At 38.4% G+C, this 24,115-nt stretch carries 20 protein-coding genes and 1 pseudogene; 7 read left to right on the top strand and 14 right to left on the bottom strand.

Features of this window, described 5'->3' with window-relative positions:
• Positions 1 to 25: 25 nt before the first annotated feature.
• From murG to leuO, 13 genes and pseudogenes are all read right to left on the bottom strand, one after another.
• Positions 26 to 1,093, bottom strand: a complete 1,068-nt coding sequence (murG, locus tag G468_RS0102550; RefSeq protein WP_026821768.1) for an undecaprenyldiphospho-muramoylpentapeptide beta-N-acetylglucosaminyltransferase — start codon at positions 1,091 to 1,093, stop codon at positions 26 to 28.
• Complete coding sequence (ftsW, locus tag G468_RS0102545) at positions 1,090 to 2,283, bottom strand: cell division protein FtsW (RefSeq protein ID WP_026821767.1); 1,194 nt, start codon at positions 2,281 to 2,283, stop codon at positions 1,090 to 1,092. Before ftsW ends, murG begins: the two co-directional genes overlap by 4 nt.
• On the bottom strand, positions 2,280 to 3,590 hold the full coding sequence (murD, locus tag G468_RS0102540) for a UDP-N-acetylmuramoyl-L-alanine--D-glutamate ligase (RefSeq protein WP_026821766.1): 1,311 nt from the start codon (positions 3,588 to 3,590) through the stop codon (positions 2,280 to 2,282). Before murD ends, ftsW begins: the two co-directional genes overlap by 4 nt.
• Positions 3,591 to 3,592: 2 nt before the next feature.
• The gene (mraY, locus tag G468_RS0102535) at positions 3,593 to 4,675 is read right to left on the bottom strand and encodes a phospho-N-acetylmuramoyl-pentapeptide-transferase (RefSeq protein WP_026821765.1); all 1,083 of its coding nucleotides are present in this window, start codon (positions 4,673 to 4,675) and stop codon (positions 3,593 to 3,595) included.
• Positions 4,669 to 6,051, bottom strand: a complete 1,383-nt coding sequence (murF, locus tag G468_RS0102530; protein WP_026821764.1) for a UDP-N-acetylmuramoyl-tripeptide--D-alanyl-D-alanine ligase — start codon at positions 6,049 to 6,051, stop codon at positions 4,669 to 4,671. The genes mraY and murF overlap by 7 nt, the downstream gene beginning before the upstream one ends.
• A complete protein-coding gene (gene murE / locus G468_RS0102525; protein WP_026821763.1) occupies positions 6,048 to 7,535 on the bottom strand; it encodes a UDP-N-acetylmuramoyl-L-alanyl-D-glutamate--2,6-diaminopimelate ligase in 1,488 nt (495 codons plus the stop codon). Before murE ends, murF begins: the two co-directional genes overlap by 4 nt.
• Positions 7,522 to 9,291, bottom strand: a complete 1,770-nt coding sequence (gene ftsI, locus G468_RS0102520) for a peptidoglycan glycosyltransferase FtsI (RefSeq protein ID WP_026821762.1) — start codon at positions 9,289 to 9,291, stop codon at positions 7,522 to 7,524. The genes murE and ftsI overlap by 14 nt, the downstream gene beginning before the upstream one ends.
• 21 nt (positions 9,292 to 9,312) lie before the next feature.
• The gene (gene ftsL, locus G468_RS0102515) at positions 9,313 to 9,630 is read right to left on the bottom strand and encodes a cell division protein FtsL (protein ID WP_081700608.1); all 318 of its coding nucleotides are present in this window, start codon (positions 9,628 to 9,630) and stop codon (positions 9,313 to 9,315) included.
• A gap of 2 nt (positions 9,631 to 9,632) precedes the next feature.
• Positions 9,633 to 10,586 carry a 16S rRNA (cytosine(1402)-N(4))-methyltransferase RsmH gene (gene rsmH / locus G468_RS0102510; RefSeq protein WP_026821760.1) on the bottom strand — a complete coding sequence of 318 codons (954 nt, stop codon included), beginning with the start codon at positions 10,584 to 10,586 and terminating at the stop codon, positions 9,633 to 9,635.
• Between the two features lies 1 nt (position 10,587).
• Entirely contained in the window at positions 10,588 to 11,046 is a 459-nt protein-coding gene (gene mraZ / locus G468_RS0102505; protein ID WP_026821759.1) for a division/cell wall cluster transcriptional repressor MraZ, read from the bottom strand.
• Between the two features lie 648 nt (positions 11,047 to 11,694).
• Positions 11,695 to 12,702, bottom strand: coding sequence for a catabolite repressor/activator (gene cra / locus G468_RS0102500; protein WP_026821758.1), 1,008 nt, complete (start codon positions 12,700 to 12,702; stop codon positions 11,695 to 11,697).
• Positions 12,703 to 12,834: 132 nt separating this feature from the next.
• Positions 12,835 to 14,646 carry an AMP-dependent synthetase/ligase gene (locus G468_RS0102495; protein WP_026821757.1) on the bottom strand — a complete coding sequence of 604 codons (1,812 nt, stop codon included), beginning with the start codon at positions 14,644 to 14,646 and terminating at the stop codon, positions 12,835 to 12,837.
• A 349-nt stretch (positions 14,647 to 14,995) separates the two neighbouring features.
• A pseudogene (gene leuO, locus G468_RS19530) lies at positions 14,996 to 15,943 on the bottom strand (transcriptional regulator LeuO).
• Between the two features lie 919 nt (positions 15,944 to 16,862).
• Here leuO and leuA point away from each other — a divergent pair.
• From leuA to mutH, 5 genes are all read left to right on the top strand, one after another.
• A complete protein-coding gene (leuA, locus tag G468_RS0102485; protein WP_026821756.1) occupies positions 16,863 to 18,419 on the top strand; it encodes a 2-isopropylmalate synthase in 1,557 nt (518 codons plus the stop codon).
• A 1-nt stretch (position 18,420) separates the two neighbouring features.
• Positions 18,421 to 19,512, top strand: a complete 1,092-nt coding sequence (leuB, locus tag G468_RS0102480) for a 3-isopropylmalate dehydrogenase (protein ID WP_026821755.1) — start codon at positions 18,421 to 18,423, stop codon at positions 19,510 to 19,512.
• A 3-nt stretch (positions 19,513 to 19,515) separates the two neighbouring features.
• The gene (leuC, locus tag G468_RS0102475; protein ID WP_026821754.1) at positions 19,516 to 20,931 is read left to right on the top strand and encodes a 3-isopropylmalate dehydratase large subunit; all 1,416 of its coding nucleotides are present in this window, start codon (positions 19,516 to 19,518) and stop codon (positions 20,929 to 20,931) included.
• Positions 20,932 to 20,941: 10 nt separating this feature from the next.
• Positions 20,942 to 21,544: a 3-isopropylmalate dehydratase small subunit gene (leuD, locus tag G468_RS0102470; RefSeq protein ID WP_026821753.1), complete on the top strand. Its 603-nt coding sequence runs from the start codon at positions 20,942 to 20,944 to the stop codon at positions 21,542 to 21,544.
• Between the two features lie 719 nt (positions 21,545 to 22,263).
• Positions 22,264 to 22,953, top strand: coding sequence for a DNA mismatch repair endonuclease MutH (mutH, locus tag G468_RS0102465; protein WP_026821752.1), 690 nt, complete (start codon positions 22,264 to 22,266; stop codon positions 22,951 to 22,953).
• A 32-nt stretch (positions 22,954 to 22,985) separates the two neighbouring features.
• On the opposite strand, the gene G468_RS23620 is transcribed toward mutH, so the two are convergent.
• Positions 22,986 to 23,153: a hypothetical protein gene (locus G468_RS23620; RefSeq protein WP_155846967.1), complete on the bottom strand. Its 168-nt coding sequence runs from the start codon at positions 23,151 to 23,153 to the stop codon at positions 22,986 to 22,988.
• 77 nt (positions 23,154 to 23,230) lie between these two features.
• Between G468_RS23620 and G468_RS23370 the strand changes: the two genes are divergently transcribed.
• On the top strand, positions 23,231 to 23,602 hold the full coding sequence (locus tag G468_RS23370) for an IS630 transposase-related protein (protein ID WP_034249224.1): 372 nt from the start codon (positions 23,231 to 23,233) through the stop codon (positions 23,600 to 23,602).
• Positions 23,603 to 23,607: 5 nt separating this feature from the next.
• The gene (locus G468_RS0102450; RefSeq protein ID WP_026821750.1) at positions 23,608 to 24,099 is read left to right on the top strand and encodes an IS630 family transposase; all 492 of its coding nucleotides are present in this window, start codon (positions 23,608 to 23,610) and stop codon (positions 24,097 to 24,099) included.
• Positions 24,100 to 24,115: the final 16 nt, after the last annotated feature.

The raw sequence follows: 24,115 nt of genomic DNA, 5'->3' as shown, positions 1-24,115 counted from the left end.
AACATTATTCAATGCAAAATCGATTTCATTTAGCAACTTCAATTAAGGCTGCCGCCACACGTTTAGTTGCATCAGTAACTGATGCCGCTCTAGCTTTTTTCGCCATGTCTAATAACTGCGGGCGCGACCATTGATTTAAAAGTTTTACCAACACATCGGTTGAAAATTGCCGCTGCTCAACAATTTTCGCTGCGCCTGCCTTTTCTAACGGTAATGCATTCCAATACTGCTGCCGATCTTTATGCTGGAAAGGAATAAAAATTGCCGGTAAGCCGGCAACAGCGACCTCACTAACCGTTAAAGCACCAGCGCGGCAAATGATGATATCAGCCCAGGCATAAGCCTCCGCCATATCATCAATAAATTCAGTTACTTTATAATTATCTGATTTACCGCATAACTTTTTATATAAAGTTTCCGTCATTTGTTGAGCACCTTTACCTGCTTGATGCCAAATGGTCACTTTTCCATCTAATTGAGCAGCGACTTCGGGTAATATTTGGTTTAAAACTCTTGCTCCTTGACTACCACCTATCACTAATATTCGAATAGCGCCATCACGATCAATTAAACGTTCTTCAGGCTCAGGTAATGCTAATACTGCTTCACGAACTGGGTTTCCGACTACCGTAGCATTAGGAAACGCACTTGGAAATGCCTGTAAAACACGCTTGGCAATTTTTGCTAACCAACGATTGGTTAAGCCTGCTACCCCATTTTGCTCATGCAGTACAATTGGAATATTACATAACCATGCAGCCACGCCGCCTGGGCCAGAAACATATCCCCCCATACCTAATACCACATCAGGTTGATAACGCTGCATAATCACTTTTGCCTGCTTTATTGCTTTAATAATTTTAAACGGCGCGATCAGCAATGCTTTAATACCCTTACCACGTAAACCTGAAATGTTTATAAATTCAATTTCAATGCCGTGCTTTGGAACTAAATCTGCCTCCATCCGGTCAGCAGTTCCTAACCAACGTACATCCCAGCCTTGTTGCTTTAGATAATCAGCCACCGCCAGTCCCGGAAAAACATGTCCTCCGGTACCACCTGCCATCACCATGAGGCGTTTTGGTTGGCTCATTTCGTTCTCCTTACAAATGCTTGCGCTCTCTTAAGGCGTGTTTCAAAATCGATACGTAACAAGATAGCAATGGCAATAAACATAATTAATAGGCTAGAGCCACCATAGCTAATTAACGGTAATGTCAATCCTTTAGTTGGTAACATGCCTGCTGCTGCGCCAACATTAACCAATGCTTGGAAAGTGAACCAGATACCAATTGAACAAGCTAAATAACCCGAAAAATGTTGCGTTGCATCTAACGCCCGTTTGCCAATCATCATGCTGCGAAAAGCAACGAAAAATAACATTAAAAGTACTAACACAACACCGATATAACCGAGTTCTTCGGCTAAAACCGAGAAAATAAAATCAGTATGTGCTTCAGGCAAATATTCTAATTTTTGAATAGAATTACCTAAACCTTGGCCCCATAATTCACCACGCCCAAAAGCCATCAAAGATTGTGTTAATTGATAGCCGCTGCCAAAAGGATCTGCCCATGGATTGAGAAAAGAGGTTATTCGACGTAAACGATAAGGTTCAAAATAAATCAAGCCAATAACACCTACCGCACAAATAACAATACCAATAATAAACGGCGCTAATCTAGCGCCCGCAAGGAATAGCAATGCTAAAGTGGTCACAACCAATACAATTACTGTACCTAAATCAGGTTGCAATAGCAGCAAAATAGCCATCAATATTAGAATGCACATCGGCTTAATAAAGCCCAAAAATCGTGTTCGTACTTCATCAGTTTTTCTAACTAAATAACTGGAGACATAGCAAAACAGGGCTAATTTTGCGACCTCAGCCGGCTGTATACGAACAATCCCGGTATTAATCCAACGAGAAGCACCATTAACTGAGCTTCCGGCAACCAGTACCACTAATAACAGTATTAAGGCGGTGATTAATAATAAAAAGTTATATTTTTCCCACCATATCATTGGCATATTTAAGACTAATAAAGCTAAAGCAAATGATAAAATAAGATAGATAACATCTCGTTTTGCAAAGAAAAAAGGATCTTGAGTTAAACGCTGCCCAACCGGCATCGAAGCTGATGTCACCATAATAAAACCGATTATAGCTAGACCTAATGTTAGCCAAACTAAAGTACGATCATAAAGGATCGTATCCAGCACATCGTTATCAGGCTCACCGTTGGCCCAATTTTTCAGCTGTTTGAAGTTGAATATCATCATTGACCTAATTCCTTCGCTAATTGGCTAAACCGTTCACCCCGTTGCTCAAAATTACGAAATTGGTCGAAGCTGGCACAAGCCGGTGAAAGAAGTACCATATCACCGGCTTTCAATTCAGGTACGATGACCCGTAGACATTGCTCCATTGTATCTAGTAGCAAACTATTTGCTTTTAACTGTGCCAATTGATAACCATCACGGCCAAAACAGCATAATTTAATATTTTTTGCTGAGATATAAGGTTTTAATGGTGAAAAATCTGCCGATTTCCCCTCCCCACCCAATAATAAATAAAGCGTACCAGCGACTTGTAAACCTTTTAAAGCTGCTTCCGTACTGCCAACATTGGTTGCTTTAGAATCATTTACCCATTGAATACCTAGATGCTGATGAACTAATTGGCAACGATGGGGCAAGCCTGCATATTGAGTTAATGCCGCTAAACTGGCTTTACGCGGAATATTCACTGCATCAGCTAAAGCCAGGGCAGCCACTCCATTAAGATAGTTATGCTGCCCAACTAACCGTATTTCAGCGGTATTAATAATAGGCTGCCCTTTTATTTGTAATTCTTGGCAACGGGTATTCAATTGATAATCGCCGCTATTAATGCCAAAACTGATACAACGAGCATCACGACCGCGCAATGGCCAGGTTTGTGGATCTTGTTGATTAATAATACAAATTTTAGCGCCAGCATAAATTCGTAACTTAGCTACACGATATTGTTGAATGCCAGACGGATATCGATCCATATGATCTTCTGTCACATTCAATATGGTTGCTACCGCTGCCTTTAAACTGGATGTTGTTTCAAGTTGAAAACTGGAAAGCTCTAATACATATAAATCATAATCTTTGGCTAATAATGTCAGAGCCGGCGTCCCAATGTTACCACCAATTGCCACTCGCCAATTAGCTGCTTTTGCCATTTCGCCAACTAGTGCTGTAACCGTACTTTTACCATTAGAGCCAGTAATAGCCACGATAGGTTTGTGCGTTTCGCGACAAAAAAGCTCAATATCACCAATAATTTCAATCCCTTTATCTGCTGCTATTTTTAATTCTGGGGTAGCAAGGGAAATACCTGGGCTAACGACGATCAAATCAGCTGCCATCAGCCATTCATTATTCCAACTGCCACAGTGACAGTCGACTTCGGCAGGCAATTTGTCTTTACCTGGTGGTGTTATTCGGGTATCAATCACGCGTGGTACAACCTGGCGAGAGAGAAAAAAGTCGACACAAGATAGACCTGTCTGGCCTAACCCGATTATGACAACTTTTTTGCCCTGATAATTAACCATTATTAACGTACCTTTAATGTCACTAATCCAATCAATACCAACATTAATGAAATGATCCAAAAACGCACAATAACTCGAGGTTCAGGCCAGCCTTTTAATTCGTAATGATGATGGATCGGTGCCATGCGAAAAATGCGTTGGCCACGCAGTTTAAATGATCCCACTTGTAAAATGACCGATAAGGTTTCAACGACAAACACCCCACCCATAATCAATAATAAAAATTCTTGCCGTAGTAAAACTGCAATCGTTCCTAATGCACCGCCTAATGCTAAAGAGCCAACATCACCCATAAAAACTTGCGCAGGATAGGTGTTAAACCATAAAAATCCCAAACCGGCACCAACAATTGCCGTACAAACCACGACTAATTCACCTGCATGATTGATATAAGGAATTTTTAAATAGTTAGCAAAATTGAAATTACCCGTTGCCCAAGCCACTAGTGCAAAGCCGGCGGAAATAAAAACCGTTGGCATAATCGCTAAACCGTCTAATCCATCAGTTAAATTAACTGCATTACTTGTGCCGACAATGACAAAATAAGTCAGTAAAATATAAAACAGACCCAGTTGTGGCATGACATCTTTAAAAAAGGGTACAACCAATTGCGTGACTGCCGTATCCTTACCTGTGCTATATAAAACAAATGCGACACCCAGAGCTAATAAGGATTGCCAGAAATATTTCCAACGAGCTATCAACCCTTTAGCGTTTTTACGCACCACTTTACGATAATCATCAATAAAACCAATAACGCCATATCCCAATAAAACAACTAGTACGCACCAAACATAGGGATTATTTAACCGCGCCCATAGCATGACTGAAATTACAATAGAAGATAAAATCAATACGCCTCCCATGGTAGGCGTACCACGCTTACTAAAATGCGATTCGGGACCTTCATCACGCACAACCTGACCTATTTGTAATTTTTGCAAATAGAAAATCAAATGGGGTCCCATCCATAGCGCAATCACCAAAGCCGTTAACAAACTGGTAATAGCCCGAAATGTCAAATAGGAGAAAAGATTAAAGCCAGAAAAATATTTAACTAAATATTCGGCTAACCAGACTAACATAAAAAGCACTCCTGTAAGGCGTGTACAACTTCTTCCATTGCTGTACTGCGCGAACCTTTAACTAAAACTGATACGGTTTCGTGTTCTTTTATTAATGGGATCAGTTTCGCAATTAACTCTTTTTTAGAAGCAAAATGCTCACCACAACCACTCTGTTGGCTAATAATGACACTTTGTTGACCGACACTTAACACTCGGTCAAGCTTCATTTGGCGAGTCGCCACGCCGACCTCCTGATGACATTTTTCAGTCTTATCGCCTAATTCCCCCATATCACCAACAACCAAGATACGGTAGCCTGGCATTTGGGACAAAACATCGGCGGCGGCAATCATAGAGCCGGTATTAGCATTGTAAGTGTCATCTAAAATAAGCTTACCGGGCGCTAAATAAATCGGGTATAAACGACCTGATACTGGCTGAACATGTGCCAATCCAAGACTAACTTGCTCAAGGGTTGCCCCCACTGACATTGCTAACGCGCTAGCCGCTAATGCATTGGCAATATTATGTTTACCTGGCAAGGCTAAAAATATTGAGGCCACACCGATCGGTGTATGCAACTCAAATTCGCTACCTGTTGATTTAATTGCAATATTTTCCGCATAAAAATCAGCCTGTTGCTGTTTTGTTAGCGAAAAACGCCATAGGGTTTGCTGTTGTTTAAAATACGATTGCCAATTTTTCCAATCATGGCTAGCCAAATTAATAACCGCCGTTCCTTGTTCCGCTAATCCTTGAAAAATCTCGCCTTTTGCTTTAGCAACACCCGTTAATGAACCAAAACCTTCAAGATGGGCAGCAAATAAATTATTGACTAATACGCTATCCGGTCTAACCATATTAGTTGTATAGGCAATTTCACCAATATGATTAGCTCCCATTTCAATCACTGCATACTCGTGCTCTGCCGTCAAACGAAATAACGTTAATGGTACACCAATATCATTATTGAAATTACCTTCAGTAAAAAGTGTCATGCCGGATTGAGTTAGAATGGCGGCCACCATCTCTTTAACCGAGGTTTTGCCAGAAGAACCCGTTAGTCCAATAACTTTAGCCTTGCTTTGCGATCGAACCCAAGCGGCTAATTTTCCCATTGCTAAGCGCGTATCTTCAACTATAACTTGTGGGCAGTGAATGGTTAGCGGTCGCTCAACTAACAATGCGCTAGCACCCGCTATAGTAGCCTGTTCAGCAAAATGATGACCATCAAAATGTTTACCCTTTAAAGCAATAAACAAACCCTTAATGGGCCGCTGGCGACTATTCGTTGTTACCGCATTAAGCCATAAGCTGCCAGCCTGCTGTTCATCTATTTGCTGCAGAGTGCCTTGTGTCACAGTAGCCAATTGCTTTAATGAAATAGGGATCATGCCATCACCCCCAATAATCGTGCTACCGTCAAGCGATCGGAATAATCAAGCCGCCGATCACCAATAATTTGATAATCTTCATGCCCTTTACCGGCAATTAATATGACATCATCAGCATTTGCCTGCATAATCGCACTGGTAACCGCTTCCACGCGCCCGACAATCGGCATTGCCCGACCCGCGTCAAGAAAACCGCTTAAAATATCATTAATGATGGCTTTTGGCTCTTCACTACGTGGATTATCATCGGTTACTACCACAATATCAGCATACTGTTCAGCCACACTCCCCATCAATGCACGTTTACCCTTGTCGCGATCACCGCCACAACCAAATACACACCAAAGTCTGCCACGACAATGCAGACGTAGCGCACTTAATGCTTTTTCGAGCGCATCAGGAGTGTGAGCATAATCGACCACAACAGTTGGCCGTCCAGGTGAAGTGAAGACTTCCATTCGTCCACAAACTGGTTGTATGGCATGCGATGATTTTATTACCGCTTCAAATGGGTAACCCATCATTAACAGTGTTGCCATAGCCAACATAACATTATTGACATTAAAAGCCCCCATCAAGGGACTTTTAAGCGAGCCTTTTCCCCAAGTTGAATTAAAATGAATAGTCGCTCCACGATCATGATAATCAACTTGCTCTACTAACATCCAAGCACCTTGCCAATCAGTAGGTATACGATTTTCCATCGAAACGGCACATGCCTGTGGTAATTTTTCAAGCCACTGCAAACCCGTCTCATCATCCACATTAATAATCTGTTTATCAGATTTATGGGTTGAAAATAATAACCATTTTGCCGCTGCATAATTTTGCATATCACCATGATAATCAAGGTGATCACGACTTAAATTAGTAAATACAGCCGCGGTAAAAGGAATAGCCGCAACACGGCTTTGCACTAAACCATGGGAGGAAACTTCCATCGCAACTAAAGTAGCCTGTTTATCCAGCAACAACTGCAATTCAGCCTGAACATCAACCGCTGAGCTGGTGGTATTTTCACTAAGTACAATCTGTCCTAATATTCCGTTACCCACTGTGCCCATTACGGCACTAACTTCGCCCAATCCCTTTGCCCACTGAGCAATTAGCTGAGTAGTTGTTGTTTTACCATTAGTTCCTGTTACACCAATCAATCGCAACTTTGCCGCTGGATGTTGATAAAATTCGCCTGCTAACAGTGATAATTGATTATTTAGATCATTAATATAAATGACAGGAACGCCATGCATATATCGAATCGTCCCAGCTTCTGTCTCTCCTTTTGCTTCAGCAATAATGGCGGCAACACCTTGCGCTATCGCTTGAGAAATATATTGCCGTCCATCTTTTTGATGGCCCTTAACTGCTAAAAATAGGTCTCCTGCCGCTACCTTACGGCTATCAAGCGTCATTTCTCGTAACACCTTATCTGGCGCGTTAACACCCAGTGGTGCAAGTAAATCGCGTAGATTACGATCTGCCACCTGTATCCTCTTTTATCTTGTTAATTACTAATTCATTATCATCTGAGGTCAATGCATCAGGCTCTACATTCATTAAACGTAAAACGCCACCCATAATGGTTCCAAATACGGGTGCAGAAACAGCACCACCGTAATATTTCCCCGCAGTGGGTTCATTGATAATCACAACCAGGGCATAGCGAGGGTTACTTGCCGGTGCAACTCCAGCCGTATAAGCAATATATTGATTAATATAATGACCATCATTGCCGACTTTTTTTACTGTACCTGTCTTAATCGCTATTCGATAACCCTTCACTGCGGCTCGGACGCCCCCACCACCAGGCAATGCGACGCTTTCCATCATGCGAACCACTGTCCGCATAATTCCCTCAGGGAAAATACGCGCACCTGATACCGGCGGATCAACTTTTGTTATTGATAGCGGACGATAAATACCAAAACTACCAATTGTTGCATAAACTCGCGCTAACTGTAATGGTGTAACCATTAACCCATAACCAAAAGAAAAGGTGGCCCTTTCAAATTCAGACCACCGCGTTTTTTTATTAGGAAAGATGCCACTACTTTCCCCAATTAATCCTAAATTTGTTGGTTTACCTAAACCAAAACGAGCATAAACATCCACCACCTCATCCGCAGGCATCGCTAATGCTAATTTTGAAACACCAACATTACTTGATTTTTGTAAAATACCGGTAACAGATAACTCACTATACCTTGCTACATCTTTAATTTCATGACCACTAATCATATAGGGCTGAGTATTTAACACACTATTGGCTTTAATAATTCCATTATTCAATGCACTGACAATCACCATCGGTTTAACCGTTGAGCCGGGCTCAAATACATCGGTGATCGCACGGTTACGCATGACTTCAGTTGGGGTACCCGCAAGATTATTCGGGTTATAGGATGGGCTATTGGCCATTGCCAATACCTCACCCGTGTGAACATCTACCAAAATAGCGGTACCCGATTCGGCTTTATTTTCCATTACACTGCGGGTTAATTCACGATAAACCAACGACTGTATGCGTTCATCAATACTTAATACCAAGTCGTGGGCAACCTGACTATCAATGGAAGAAATATCTTCGATAACTTTCCCATAACGATCTTTACGCACTATCCTTTCACCTGGCGCTCCAGTTAACAGATAGTTAAAGCTTTTTTCAATTCCTTCAATTCCCTGCCCATCAATATCAGTCACTCCAATCAAATGTGCGGCAACTGGACCAGATGGGTAATAACGACGCGACTCTTTACGTAAATAAATACCCGCTATTTTTAATTTACCAACATATTCACCAACCGATGGATTGACTTGACGAGCTAAATAGACAAACCGACTGTTAGAATTAAGACTAATTTTATGGTTGACTTGTTCAAGTGGTATCCTTAACTCATCCGCTAAAGCTTGCCAACGTTCATCATTGGTTAATCCACCATTTTCATAAATTATTTTCGGATCAGCCCAAATAGCATAAACCGGAACACTTACTGCCAACTGTCGCCCCTCACGATCACTTATCATGCCGCGTGCAGCCGTCACTTTCTGAACGCGAAGCGAGCGCATGTCACCTTCCCTAACAAGCTCTTCCGGATTAATAACTTGCAGGTAAGTAACACGAACAATCAGACCAATTAATGCCAATCCTATGCCCGCGCACAATAGCAAGAAACGCCAGCTAACATAGCTAACTTTTTCTTCGTACCGTCTTCTATACTTCACTGAGCGCGCAGGCTTCATGTTGTTTACCTATTTACTAAACTATTTTGCAATCACAATATGTTCTTGCGTCGGATCTACATGGATCATTTGTAGCTTTTCTACCGAAAGGCGCTCAACTCGACTATGATTTCCTAAGGAGTTCTCTTCCAAAATCAAATTGCGCCATTCTATATCTAATGATTCTTTTTCTTCTGTCATCAAATCCTTTTGCGCCGTTAATAACCGTGTTTGGTGACTGACTGTAACAATTGAAATCGCTGATATAATAATCACTATCAACAGAATCAATGGGACAGCTCCGTGGCGAAAAATATCATAAGCAATGATCCTAATTAAGCTATATTTTTCCGCTGTCATTATCATTCCAACATTTCAGCAAAACGCACAACGGAGCTTCTTGCTCGTGGGTTTTCAATAATTTCTCTTTCGGTCGGTTTCATTTTGCCTAACACTTTCAATATAGGGCTACCAATTGCTTTTAATTGCACATCGGTTAATGGTAATCCGACTGGGACTTTTGGTCCCCGGCTATGCTCTCGGATAAAACGCTTAACCAATCTATCTTCCAATGAGTGAAAACTAATAATCGATAGCCGTCCCTGTGGTGCCAATATATTTAATGAACCCTCTAGCGCTTTTGCAATTTCCTCCAATTCACTATTGATATATATGCGGATTGCCTGGAACGATCGCGTTGCTGGATGCTTATGTTTTTCCTTAAACGGGCTGACTTGTGCTATCAATTCTGCGAGTTGCTTTGTCCGTGTTAATGGTTCCTCCGCTGAATGATGGTTACGAGCCACAATCGCTTTTGCAATTCTTTTGGCAAATCGTTCTTCACCATAAGTTTTCAATACCCAGGCTATATCTGCTTCATCCGCCTTCATCAACCATTGTGCAGCAGATTGACCTGTTGTCGGATCCATCCTCATATCTAATGGTCCATCACGCATAAAAGAAAAACCTCGCTCTGGATCATCTAGTTGCGGTGATGAAACACCTAAATCAAGCAGTACGCCATCAATCTTGCCAACTAATCCCTCTTGTGCAATAAATGTTTGTAACTGAGAAAAAGAACCATGTTTAATTGAAAATCTGTTATCAGTAATCATTTCTTCAGCGGCTGCCACTGCATGTGGATCACGATCTATCGCTATCAAACGCCCTTTACTGCCTAACCGAGAGAGAATTAATTGCGAGTGCCCTCCCCGGCCAAATGTACCATCAACATAAATACCATTTGCTTTTATATTCAATCCATTGACTGCTTCATCAAGAAGCACACTGATATGTTTAAATCGACTGTCTGCCATATTAAAGAGATAGATCCTGTAACCGCGTTGATAATGGTTCATTTGCGCTCTGCTCAGCCTCAATATCTGCTTGTACTTGCTGATACCAAGTCTGCTCATCCCATAACTCAAATTTATTAATTTGACCAACCAGCATGACTGCCTTCTTGAGCCCTGCATGTTGTCGCAAGGTATTAGCGAGCAAAAGACGACCTGCACTATCCATCTGACATTCACTGGCATGTCCAAGTAATAAACGCTGAACACGACGTTCAGCCGGATTCATAGTAGAAAGTTGTGATAGTTTTTTTTCAATAATTTCCCATTCAGGTAATGTATAAAGTAATAGGCATGGCTGATGAAGGTCGATAGTAAAAACCATCTGCCCTTCCGACTCCTCGCTCAGCATACCGCGATAACGCGTAGGCACAGTTAATCGCCCTTTGCTGTCGAGATTGACGAGTGTTGCGCCACGAAACATATCTCTTCAACCCTTATATTACAAAAATCACCACATTACACCACAATTTCCCACTTACTATAGAGTTTACGAAGGGTATGAAAATCTTGTCAAGCAAGAGCAACAGAGCTTTAGTTTTATTTACAGAATAATGTTGGAAGATGATTAGGTGGGTTTTCTGACGAGTAAAAAATTAAAAACAATTAACATTATGATAAAATTGAATAAATTAATTTTTATACTTATATTCACTGCCGAAACTTATTTATTTCGCAAAAAATGAATTAAAAACTAAGATATACAACCAATGCTTCATTTTAAATCAACTTTCAGATAACACTTTATCCATATAAATAACAATTAATCAAACTTCCCCAAAATTATTTTCAGCGCAATTTTAAAATTTGTATTATTTATCAGTATATTACACATACTGATAAATACACAGTAATTTTTTATTTTGCTAATCGTATAAATTCCATACGTTGAATAGAAAAATATTCTATATCTGTCCGTGACTATTTTATGTCTAAATCTTAATATTCGAAACAATTTTATTAAGAATTATCTGAATTATTGCCATTTATTGTTATTAGTTTATTAATTTTTTAAAAATACGCCATTTTAATAGCGCATTTTTAAAATTTGATTAGATATTTTCAACTTAAGTTAAATTTTACGACTTAAGCTACCTCTTCGACATAAGTCACGTTGAATACGTGTTATACCAATACTTGGCTTGTTATTTTCACTTAAACTCGCTAATACCAATTCTATTACTTTATCAGCAATAGCTTGGTGACGTTGCACAACAGATAATACTGGGCAGGTTAAAAAATCTAACAATTCATTATCACCAAAAGTTGCAATCACAATATCACTAGCTAATCGTCCATCACGCTTTAACATCACGTCCATTACGCCCTGTAACAGAGAAAATGATGTGGTAAAAAATGCTTTCGGCATTTCATTATAATGTAGCCACTGCGCAAATATTTCTTCAGCAGCATGGCGTTCGTAACTACTAGCATATAAATAAGTGACTGAATTTGAATTTTCTTGCCAAGATTCTCTAAATCCCTGTTCACGTAATAGACTAACTGAAAGCTCAGGTAACGCGCCTAAATAGAGAACTTTTTCAACTGAAAATTTATGTAATTCAGTTGCTAACATTTTGGCATCTTGTAAATCATCGCCTACAACACTAATAAAATGCTGCGGTTCTAATGCGCGATCTAAAGCAATAATGGGTAATGAACGATTAGCCCAGCGCTGATAAAAAGGATGTTCAGGTGCTAAAGCGGTAGAAACAATGATTGCATCCACCTGACGCTTTAATAAGTGCTCTATACACCGTGTTTCGTTATCAGGTTGATCTTCAGAGCAGGCAATAAGTAACTGATAACCACATTGACGCGCATTGCGCTCAAGATAATTGGCAATCCGAGTATAACTGCTATTTTCTAAGTCCGGGATCACTAAGCCAATTGAATTGGTACGGCCAGCTCGCAACCCAGCAGCGACCGCATTTGGATAATAGTTATGTTCCTTAACAACAGACATCACTCTTTCAACAGTTTTATCGCTGACTCGATACTGTTTAGCTTTACCATTGATAACGTAACTGGCGGTTGTACGGGAAACTCCAGCTAGACGGGCAATTTCATCCAATTTCACGTTGATGACCCCTTTTGCTAACAGGAAAAGTCCCAAAAGCTTGAGACAATAAATGTTGCTCTATTTTAACTTGCTGAAGAGATATTTTCACCGCAAAATTTGTTTTTTCCACCATGAAAAAATTAGCAGAATTTAGTCTTGATACATGGATTCAATTTCACGCTGATATCGTTGGGCGATGATTTTACGCCTTAATTTTAAGGTAGGGGTTAACTCACCATTTTCCATAGAAAAACCAATGGGTAATAGAGTAAAACGTTTTACCTGATGAAAGTTAGCGAAATTCTTTTGCATTTCTTTAAGGCGTAAATCAAAAAGTTCAACAATACGGCTATTACGTAATAGTTCTAATCGACAGTGATATTTCAAATTAATTGAATGGGCATACTCTTCCAGCGAATCAAAACAAGGAACAATAAGTGCAGAAACAAATTTACGGGCATCAGCAATTACTGCAATGTGTTCAATAAAACGATCTTGACCTAATGCACCTTCAATCAGCTGAGGAGCAATATATTTACCATTAGAGGTTTTCATTAAATCCTTTAACCGTTCGGTAATGAACAAGTTGCCGACTGCATCAAGCCTACCCGCATCTCCTGTTTTGAACCAACCATCTTGGGTGAATGCCTGTGCTGTTTCTATTGGTTTATTAAAATAACCTCTCATCACAATAGGCCCTTTAACCTGGATCTCATTTTCCTGACCAATACGCACCTGAATATCAGATAATGGCGTACCAATCGAACCTAAGCAATAACTATTCTCTTCCCAGCAAGAAATCGTTGCACAAGTTTCAGTCATACCATAACCATATTTGATATTAATCCCGACCGCTAAAAAGAAACGAATAACCTCATCATCAAGATGAGCACCAGCGGCAGGTAAAAAACGCAATTTGCCACCTAAAATCATTTTTAATTTAGTTAATACCCATTTATCTGCATTACGATAAAAAAAACGATGTAACAAGTTGCCTTTTTTTCCTTGTTGAACTAAGGCTACTTGACGCTTACCTTGACGAAGCGCCCAATTGAAAAGTGCTCTTCTTAGCCAAGATGCTTTGGAAACTTTCTGATTTATAGCGGCATAAACTTTTTCATAAAAACGGGGCACCGCGCACATCACCGTAGGTTTTACCGCAACCATCGCTTCTCGAACACTGTGGGCATCTGTTAAATAGATGTTTTGTGCGCCAATATGCATAACATAAAAACTCCAGGCTCGCTCAAAAACATGAGAAAGTGGTAAAAAGCAGAGTGAAATATCCGACTCAGTTAAGGTCAAACGTTCATCATGTAAATAAAGCTGTGCCGCCATATTAGCATAATCAAGCATCACTCCTTTTGGCTCACCTGTTGTGCCCGAAGTATAAATTAATGTAAATAAATCACTTAATTGATATTGTGCAATCCGTTGTTTCAATTCGGTTAAAAATTGGGGGGAAGATTTCTGCATTAATGTCGATAGAGAGTAAGCTTTTGGGCAGTCAGAAATATCAATATATTCATTAAAAACAATGATATCGGTCAATTTAGGGCATAATTTAAATAACAATTTAGCAACATCATATTGAACTTGATCGCCAACAAATAGAATACGAATATTAGCATTATTTAAGATATAGGAAGCTTGAGTGACATTACTGGTTGAATAGAGAGGCACCGTCACTGCCCGGATTTGTAAAATAGCCAGATCGGTTAAAGACCAATTCATACTATTATCCGCGAAAATAGCAACATTTTCTTGTACATTCACCCCTAATTCAAGTAATGCTAAAGAAATAGATTCTGTTTTTTGGCCAATTTCTTGCCAAGTTAATTGACTTTGATGAGTTGCTGACCATTGCCTAAAAGCAACTCTATTAGACAAAATTGGCGAATTAATCTTTTGCTGAAACTGGTTAACTAAATGATAAGAATGCAAATTCTCAATAGTCAAAATAACTTCCCTTAGTGAACTTTATTTACCAAATATGATTATTTAATGACAACAGGTCATATTAGCTAAAGTTATAAAAAATAATTTCAGCGTACAGCTGTTAGCTAATAGCGGCATTATACATAATTGTTAGATAAAAAAAGAGGTTTTAATGAAATTAAAAAACACATTCACACCAAATCCATACTAACGTAACAATGACTTGGCATAAAAGTGCTTTTATAAAAGAAAAATATTTTATATATCAATTTGATAATTGTAATAGGATAATTTACAAGCTATCTTTAATTCAAACGTTATTATCTGTTCCTGTCGACTTATTTACTGATTATACGAAAAAATATTCTATTTATTAGTTACTCAGTTGTCCTAATTGCGTTTTCATCCACTTATGTCCTTTGTCTCGCGTTGTTGATTCATGCCAGATCAAATAACAAGGACGTGTTGTTCTTTCCCAGGGTAATTCAACCGATCTTAAATTTAACTGACTCTAATAATATTCAACAAGCCATTTTGGTGCAATAGCGACAAAATGAGTCTGAGAAACAATATTTAATACGCTATTTAAATCTGTTCCTTGGTAAATAATAGAATGAAAAAGATCGCTATTATGATAATAGGGTTTACTAAAAGAACCCATATTATCCATGGAGACAACAGCATGTTTTTCATGCTGTAATATATCATTAGAAATTGTATTTTTAATATTGGGGTGATTATTAGACACAGCTAGAACTAATTCATCATTAAATAATGGATGGTGATGATATTCAGGTTTATCAAATTCGTTATAGCTAATAACAAATTCTGTTTCTTGGTATTTTAATTGATGGGCAATATTATCATCAAGATAAGATTGGATAATTACGTCAATATTTGGTGCATTCTGCTTAACTCGAGCAACAATACTAGCTGCCAAACGAATATCTAGTGGGCTACATATTGATAATTTAAATACTCGTTCACTCTGCTCTGGTTCGAATCCTGCGCCAGGTAATTCATTATGTACTAATTGTAATGCCTGTCTAACTGGACCAAATAATTGCTTAGCACGTGAAGTTGGCTGAATACCTCGGCCATAACGAACAAAAAGCTCATCATTGAACATCACTTTCAGACGCGATACAGCATTACTGACAGCAGGCTGTGACATCCCTAAAATTTGTGCTGCACGGGTCACATTCTGCATCTGCATCTGCATAACTACATCAAAAACCGTTAATAAATTTAAATCAACATTTCGCAAATGAATATCGCTTGGCTCTTTTTTCGTTGCTGAAACTGTGTTGTAGTCAGTCATTATTTTACCCCTCTTGATATATATGTATATTTAATGAATAAAAATAAAAAATTAACCTAATTAATTATTAACTTAGGTATCTTGTTTTATTCTTAAATTCATTAAAATAAATTAAGCGAACCATTTAACTTTTTAAATGATTTTAGCTTCCATGCCTTAACATTAACTGATCAGTTTAAAAATCATTTCTACCAAAGCCCTAATTATAAAATTATTATCCTTCAACATTCACATAATCAATAAATAATAAAATTAAATATCCATCTATTAATCCTTCAATTAGATGATAAAACAAAGCGTGGTAGAATTCATAATAAAATTATTCAATTCTTATTATTCACAACAAATTATCAGATTCATCACAGAATAAATTATTGCTTATTCAATATTTCCTTTACTCATTTTTATAACAAACACTTCCTAATATATTTTTATTAAACTAATTTTACACTTCATAATTAAGAAACATTACTGAAATAAATTAAAACAACAAAATTAATCTTTTACGAAATCTTATCAGTTTTTTGAATCAAAAGAATAGATAAAAACCGTATTAAAAATATAAAAATTAGCCATATATCCTAGTAAAAAATTTACCATGTAACAAAATTAATTTTTATTTAATATTGACATAATGGTTAAGATAAGTTAGTTATAAAAAATATGATAATATTTTTGATATTAATAAGGTCAATGTTTTATGTCACGTTTTATTCACCTACTAAGCCTACTACTTCTCGCATTTTCAGTGCGCGGTATGCTTATGGGTGAACGAAGTTATTAATATCTACCCACATAAAAGAACCCGCGCACAAGCGCGGGTTTTTTTATGCGCCCAATCTTACTAAATAGCACTTTCTATAAACTTACTAACCCAAAAACCGATAACAACCAAGAAGTCGATAAAGGAACCAACAGTATGAGCAATAATATCATTATCTTTGATACAACATTACGTGATGGCGAACAAGCTTTACAAGCCAGTTTAAGCATCAAAGAAAAACTACAAATTGCTTATGCTTTGGAACGTCTAGGCGTTGATGTCATTGAAGCTGGCTTTCCTGTCTCTTCACCAGGAGATTTTAAATCGGTTCAAGCCATCGCCAAAGAAATTAAAAATAGCCGTATATGTGGTTTGGCACGCTGTGTTGATAACGACATTAATATTGCCGCTGAAGCACTTAACGTTGCCAATAGTTTCCGGTTACATCTTTTTTTAGCAACGTCATCATTACATATTGAACATAAATTAAAGCGTTCATTTAATGATATTTTAGCCCTCACTAGCCACTCAATTAAGCATGCCAGAAACTATACAGACGACATAGAGTTTTCCTGTGAAGATGCCGGCCGCACTGAGCCTGATAATTTATGTCGGATAGTGGAAATGGCGATCAATGCCGGTGCAACAACGATTAATATTCCTGATACCGTTGGTTATACTATCCCTTCCCAGTTTGGCAATATTATTAAAGATCTTTTTAATCGGGTACCAAACATCGATAAAGCCATTATTTCTGTCCACTGTCATGATGATTTAGGTATGTCGGTAGCCAATTCTATTGCTGCAATTCAAGCCGGTGCTCGACAAGTAGAAGGAACAATTAATGGGTTAGGAGAACGCGCTGGCAACTGTGCCTTAGAAGAAATTATTATGGCAATTAAAGTGCGCCAAAAAATGTTAGCCGTCACGACAAATATTAATCATCAAGAAATTTATCGTACCAGCCAATTAGTCAGCAAGTTATGTAATGCCCCTATACCTGCCAATAAAGCGATCGTTGGAAGTAATGCTTTCTCACATTCTTCAGGTATCCATCAAGATGGTGTACTTAAGAATCGAGAAACTTATGAAATTATGGCACCAGCATCAATTGGTATAAAAGAGACGCAATTAAATCTGACTTCCCGTTCTGGTCGCGCTGCAGTAATGCATCGAATGACAGAGATGGGATATCAAGCTACAGATTACAATTTAGAACAGTTATATGCAGCATTTTTGCGCTTAGCAGATAAAAAAGGCCAGATCTTTGACTATGACTTAGAAGCTTTAGCTTTTATCAATCAACAACAACAAGAGCCTGAATTTTTCCGTTTAACCTATTTCAGTGTCCAATCCGGCTCAAATGTGGTTGCCACTGCCACGATAAAAATAATCTGTGGCGGTCAGGAAAAATCTGACGTAGCAACAGGCAATGGGCCAGTTGATGCGATTTATCAGGCAATTAATAAAATAGCAAATTATCCTATTAAACTGATCTCTTACCAGTTATCCGCTAATGGTCAAGGTAATGAAGCTTTAGGTCAAGTTGATATTGTCGCTGAATGTTTCGACCGTCGTTTTCATGGTATCGGATTGGAAACCGATATTATCGGCTCATCTACCATGGCAATGATCCATGTGTTAAATAATATTTGGCGTGCCGAATTGGTCAAAAAACAAAAAAATCACTGCAATACAGAGGTAGCTCAATAATATGGCTAATAATTATAATATCGCTGTTTTACCGGGTGATGGTATTGGCCCGGAAGTTATGGCCCAAGCCTATAAGGTGTTAGCTGCTATTGGCCAACAGTTTAATTTGACTATCATAACGCATGAATATGATGTCGGCGGAATTGCTATTGATCGCCATGGTCAGCCATTGCCCGTTGAAACACTTTCAGGTTGCCAACAAGCAGATGCGATACTCTTTGGTTCAGTCGGTGGCCCACAATGGGAACACCTGCCACCAGATAGTCAACCAGAGCGCGGTGCATTGTTACCTTTACGCAAGCATTTTCAATTATTTAGCAACCTACGACCTGCCCGTCTTTATCCTAGTTTAAATAACTTTTGTCCATTACGGGCAGATACGGCAGCAAAAGGTTTTGATATTCTTTGTGTGCGTGAATTAACAGGTGGGATCTATTTTGGTCAACCTAAAGGACGTGTCGGGGCAGGCATTGATGAAAAAGCCTTTGATACTGAAATTTATCATCGCTTTGAAATTGAACGCATTGCGCATACCGCTTTTCAAGCAGCACGTAAACGAAGCTATAAAGTAACATCAATAGACAAAGCTAATGTATTGCAGAGTTCGATTTTATGGCGAGAGGTTGTTAATGATACTGCCAAAATTTACCCTGATGTCGAAATCAACCATATGTATATTGATAATGCCACTATGCAGTTGATTAAAAATCCTGCGCAATTTGATGTTTTGCTCTGCTCTAATATTTTTGGTGATATTATTTCCGATGAATGTGCAATGATTACCGGTTCAATGGGGATGTTACCTTCCGCCAGTTTAAATCAGCAAAATTTTGGCTTATACGAACCAGCTGGCGGCTCAGCACCGGATATCGCCGGTAAAAATATTGCTAATCCAATTGCGCAAATTTTATCAGTAGCGCTAATGATGCGTTATAGCCTGCATCAACCACATATTGCCGATGCGATAGAAAATGCCGTCAATAAAACCTTATTACAAGGTTATCGAACGCAGGATTTGGCATTAGATAAGCAATTTGTCAGTACTGATCAAATGGGCAGTATTATTGCCCGTTATATTATGCAAGAGGCTTAGATTATGGCGAAAACTTTATATCAAAAATTGTACGATGCACACATTGTCCATGAAACGGCAAATGAAACACCATTAATTTATGTCGATCGCCACCTATTGCATGAAGTTACTTCACCCCAAGCATTTGATGGTTTGCGAGCTCATAACCGTTTGGTCAGACAACCTAATAAAACCTTTGCCACCATGGATCACAATGTCTCTACTCAAACTAAAGATATTAATGCTAGTGGTGAAATGGCCCGCATTCAAATGCAAACCTTAATAAAAAATTGTCAGCAATTTGCTATCACACTTTACGATTTAAAACATCCTTTCCAAGGTATTGTCCATGTTATGGGACCAGAACAAGGCATCACTTTACCCGGCATGACTATCGTTTGTGGTGATTCTCATACCGCAACCCATGGTGCCTTCGGCGCATTAGCTTTTGGTATTGGCACATCGGAAGTTGAGCATGTTTTGGCCAGCCAAACCTTAAAACAAGCTCGAGCTAAAACGATGAAAATTGAAGTTATCGGTGAACTGGCTAATGGCATCACAGCAAAAGATCTGGTGCTGGCGATGATTGGCAAAATAGGTAGTGCCGGTGGGACGGGTTATGTTATTGAATTTTGTGGTAAGGCAATTGAAAACTTAACCATGGAAGGCCGAATGACTATCTGTAACATGGCGATTGAAATGGGTGCTAAAGCGGGAATTATTGCACCCGATGAAACCACATTTAATTATATTAAAGGCCGTCGATTTGCACCAACCGGAGAACATTGGCAACAAGCTGTTAACTATTGGAAAACGTTAAAGTCTGATCCGAATGCCAATTATGATGCCATTAAAACGATTGATGCAGCGGAAATTGCGCCTCAGGTTACTTGGGGGACCAATCCAGCGCAAGTAATTGCCATTGATCATCCTATACCGTCACCTAGCTCATTGCCTGATCCAATTGAGCGCGCATCCGCTGAGAAAGCATTAAATTATATGGGATTACAAGCTGGCAGCAAATTGACTGACATAAAAATTGATAAAGTATTTATCGGTTCTTGCACTAATTCCCGTATTGAAGATTTGCGTTCTGCTGCCGCTATTGCAAAAGGCAATAAAGTGGCCATTAATGTACAAGCTATTGTTGTTCCCGGTTCAGAGCCAGTAAAAGCACAAGCAGAGCACGAAGGTTTAGACAAAATATTTATCGATGCCGGTTTTGAATGGCGTTTACCCGGTTGTTCAATGTGTTTGGCAATGAATAGTGATCGCCTCGCTGCTGGTGAACGTTGTGCCTCTACCAGTAACCGTAACTTTGAAGGGCGTCAAGGGCGAGGTGGTCGAACTCACTTAGTCAGTCCCGCTATGGCGGCCGCTGCAGCTATCTACGGCCATTTTATCGATATACGTAAGATCAACAATGATCAAACAAAATAGGAATTGGTAAATGAAAAAATTTATCCAACATACTGGCTTAGTGGCTGCTTTAGATATGGCCAATATTGATACTGATGTGATCATTCCAAAACAATTTTTACAAAAAGTCACTCGAGTCGGTTTTGGTCAACACCTTTTTCACGATTGGCGTTTCCTGGATGATCTTGGTCTACAACCTGATCCGGATTTTGTCCTTAATAAACTACGTTATCAAGGTGCTACTATTTTATTAACTCGTGAAAATTTCGGTTGTGGATCATCGCGCGAACATGCGCCGTGGGCATTAACAGATTATGGTTTTTGCACCATTATTGCGCCGAGTTTTGCCGACATTTTCTATAACAATGCCTTTAACAACCAATTATTACCGATTAAATTAAAGGAAACAGAAATTAATCAACTAGTTAACTTTGTTGAACAGCATGAGGGTTGTCAATTCACTATTGATTTGATGAGCCAAACTGTCATAGCTAAGGATAAAACTTATTTTTTTACCATTGATAATTTTCATCGTTATTGTTTGATGAATGGTTTAGATAATATTGGACTGACTTTACAATATGAAGCAGAAATTAGCCGCTATGAAGAGCAGCAACCACTATTTTTACGATAACAGTTCAAACAACAGGCTCTACGTCTCTATGATGGTAGGGTCTGCTATTTTTTCTTTTTAATTAATTATAAGCTTAGAAAATGTCGTGATATTCACTTTCATTGCATGACTAAATCTTATATTCCATCTTATTTAGTAAAAAACCATTTAATTCATCTATTAAATAATGAAAAATTATCCACATAGAAAGCTATATTTAATAATTTATTCACTTTTTCTGTGGATATCCATGTGAAGAAAGCAAGAGTAAACAGGGTATAATTTCATGAATTATTCAATCGATAGATTGCCAAATATAAAATTAATAGTTTTTTTTCATAGAGATAAATGAATTTAATTGATCAGATAGAGATTAAATTAGTTCAAATAGCTATCAATCAAAACAGGATGAACAAAGATTCAGCAATATCTATTTTATCCACAGGATACGTTGTTTTGTTAAGCAAGCTAACCGAGTTTTTTAGTAAAAACCGACCTGTCAAGACTGTAAATTAAACCAGTAAAGGTCTTTTGTTAGAGTTATCCAGTGAAATTGTGGATAACTATAGCTAAGATCCTGTTTATTACCTATGCGATTAAACGGATAACAGAAAAAAAATTCGCCCACCTTAGATAAAATGATTTGATTATCAATGAATTGTTCTTATTTATGCGATCTATGTTAAGATTTTTACTGTGTGTACAAATTTAATTGTCTATTTTTTATACAGGTATAATTTATGCAATTTTCTCCCCAGATCCCAGGTGATGAACAAAGTTTACTCAATAAAGCCAAAAGTCTGGCGGGCTATACAATGGCTGAACTGGCTTATCATGCAAGTATCGCTATGCCAAACGATCTTAGGCGCGCAAAGGGTTGGGTAGGTCAGTTATTAGAATATTGTTTAGGTGCTAATGCCGGCAGCAAAGCAGAACAAGATTTTGCTCATCTTGGTATTGAGCTTAAAACCATTCCTATTAACCGCTATGGTGAACCATTAGAAACAACCTTCGTTTGTGTGGCGCCTTTAACTGGTAATACTGGAGTAACCTGGCTTTCTAGCCATGTACGTCATAAGCTATCACGGGTTTTATGGATACCAATTGAAGGTGAGCGCCAAATTCCATTAGCAAAGAGAAGAGTCGCTTCACCACTACTGTGGAGTCCAAATCCAATAGAAGAGCAATTGCTTAAAAGAGATTGGGAAGAATTGATGGATATGATCGTGTTAGGCCAGGTGGAAAACATTACCGCCCGCCATGGCCAAGTTTTACAAATTCGTCCTAAAGCCGCTAACAATAAAGCACTAACAGAAGGGATAGGTAAACACGGGCAACCAATAATGACCATGCCGCGTGGATTTTACCTTAAGAAAGATTTTACCGCTCCAATACTGGCTCGTCATTTTGATTTACCCACTCATAAGTAATAACTTAAGACTGCTAGTTGCCAACTGTTGTCTTATAATGACAATTTACGATAATACTGCTCAATCTTATAACGAGTCTCTTCATAAGAAGCACGGCGAATATTTTGCATTCCTTGCCAACGTTCATTGATCGGTACTTGATAACCTTCATTTTTAGCGGCTTGAACAAACTCAGCAAATGCCTCTTCTGAATCCAGCACCGTTATTTTATAGCGCTACCCATTAACAAATGGTCAAAATTATTGTTAAAATAAAATACTTTAATAAGTATAAAACAATGTCATATAGCGTAGATCTAAGAGAACGTGCAGTGAAAGCGGTTCATGAAGGAATGAACAAAATAAAAGTATGCAAAATTTTTAATATAGCAAGACAAACGCTGTATAACTGGCTTTATTTAGAAAAAATTCAAGGTCATTTAAACCCACAAACAGGTTTTCAAAAAGGACATAGCCATGGAATAAAAGATTTAAATGAATTTCGTGAATTTGTTGCCCACCATGGAGATTATACGCAAGTAGAAATGGCCGAAATTTATCGTGTAGGCTCATCAACGATAGGAAGAGCGATGAAAAAAATAGGTTATTCTAGAAAAAAAAGAGCCAAACTTATGCCGAAAGAAGCGAAGAAAAACGCGCGGCCTATTTAGCTGAAATAAAAGCTGTTTGCCTTGAGCAAAGGGTCTTTGTCGATGAATCAGGGATGAATGATAATGATTTTTATCCCTATGGTTACAGCGCTATTGGTAAAAGATATTATGAAGCACAGCCAGGCCATTATAAAAAAAGAATTAGCATGATAGGCGCGTTATGCAATCAAGATTTTATGGCGCCCTTCATGTTTCAAGGTCACTGTAATACACAGGTATTTGAACTATATATTGAAAATATTTTGATCCCTAAATTAACGAAAGGAAAAACGGTTATCATTGATAATGCCTCTTTCCATAAATCAGAAAAAATTAAAAACTTAATGCAAGCAGCTGGAATAAAGCTTATTTACTTGCCTCCCTATTCTCCCGATTTAAATCCTATAGAACATTATTGGCATAAAATTAAAAATTCAATTAGAAAATTAATGCGTAATTCTAAATTATTATTAGAAAATGCTATGGAGCAGACTCTTAAAGAAACGTCTATTTTTTAGTGGTCATAGCTATACT

The organism is Arsenophonus nasoniae DSM 15247 (assembly GCF_000429565.1).
In the GTDB taxonomy this organism is placed as follows: domain Bacteria; phylum Pseudomonadota; class Gammaproteobacteria; order Enterobacterales; family Enterobacteriaceae; genus Arsenophonus; species Arsenophonus nasoniae.
The sequence above is the reverse complement of the archived record's forward strand: the minus strand, read 5'-3'. Positions and strand labels throughout refer to the sequence as shown.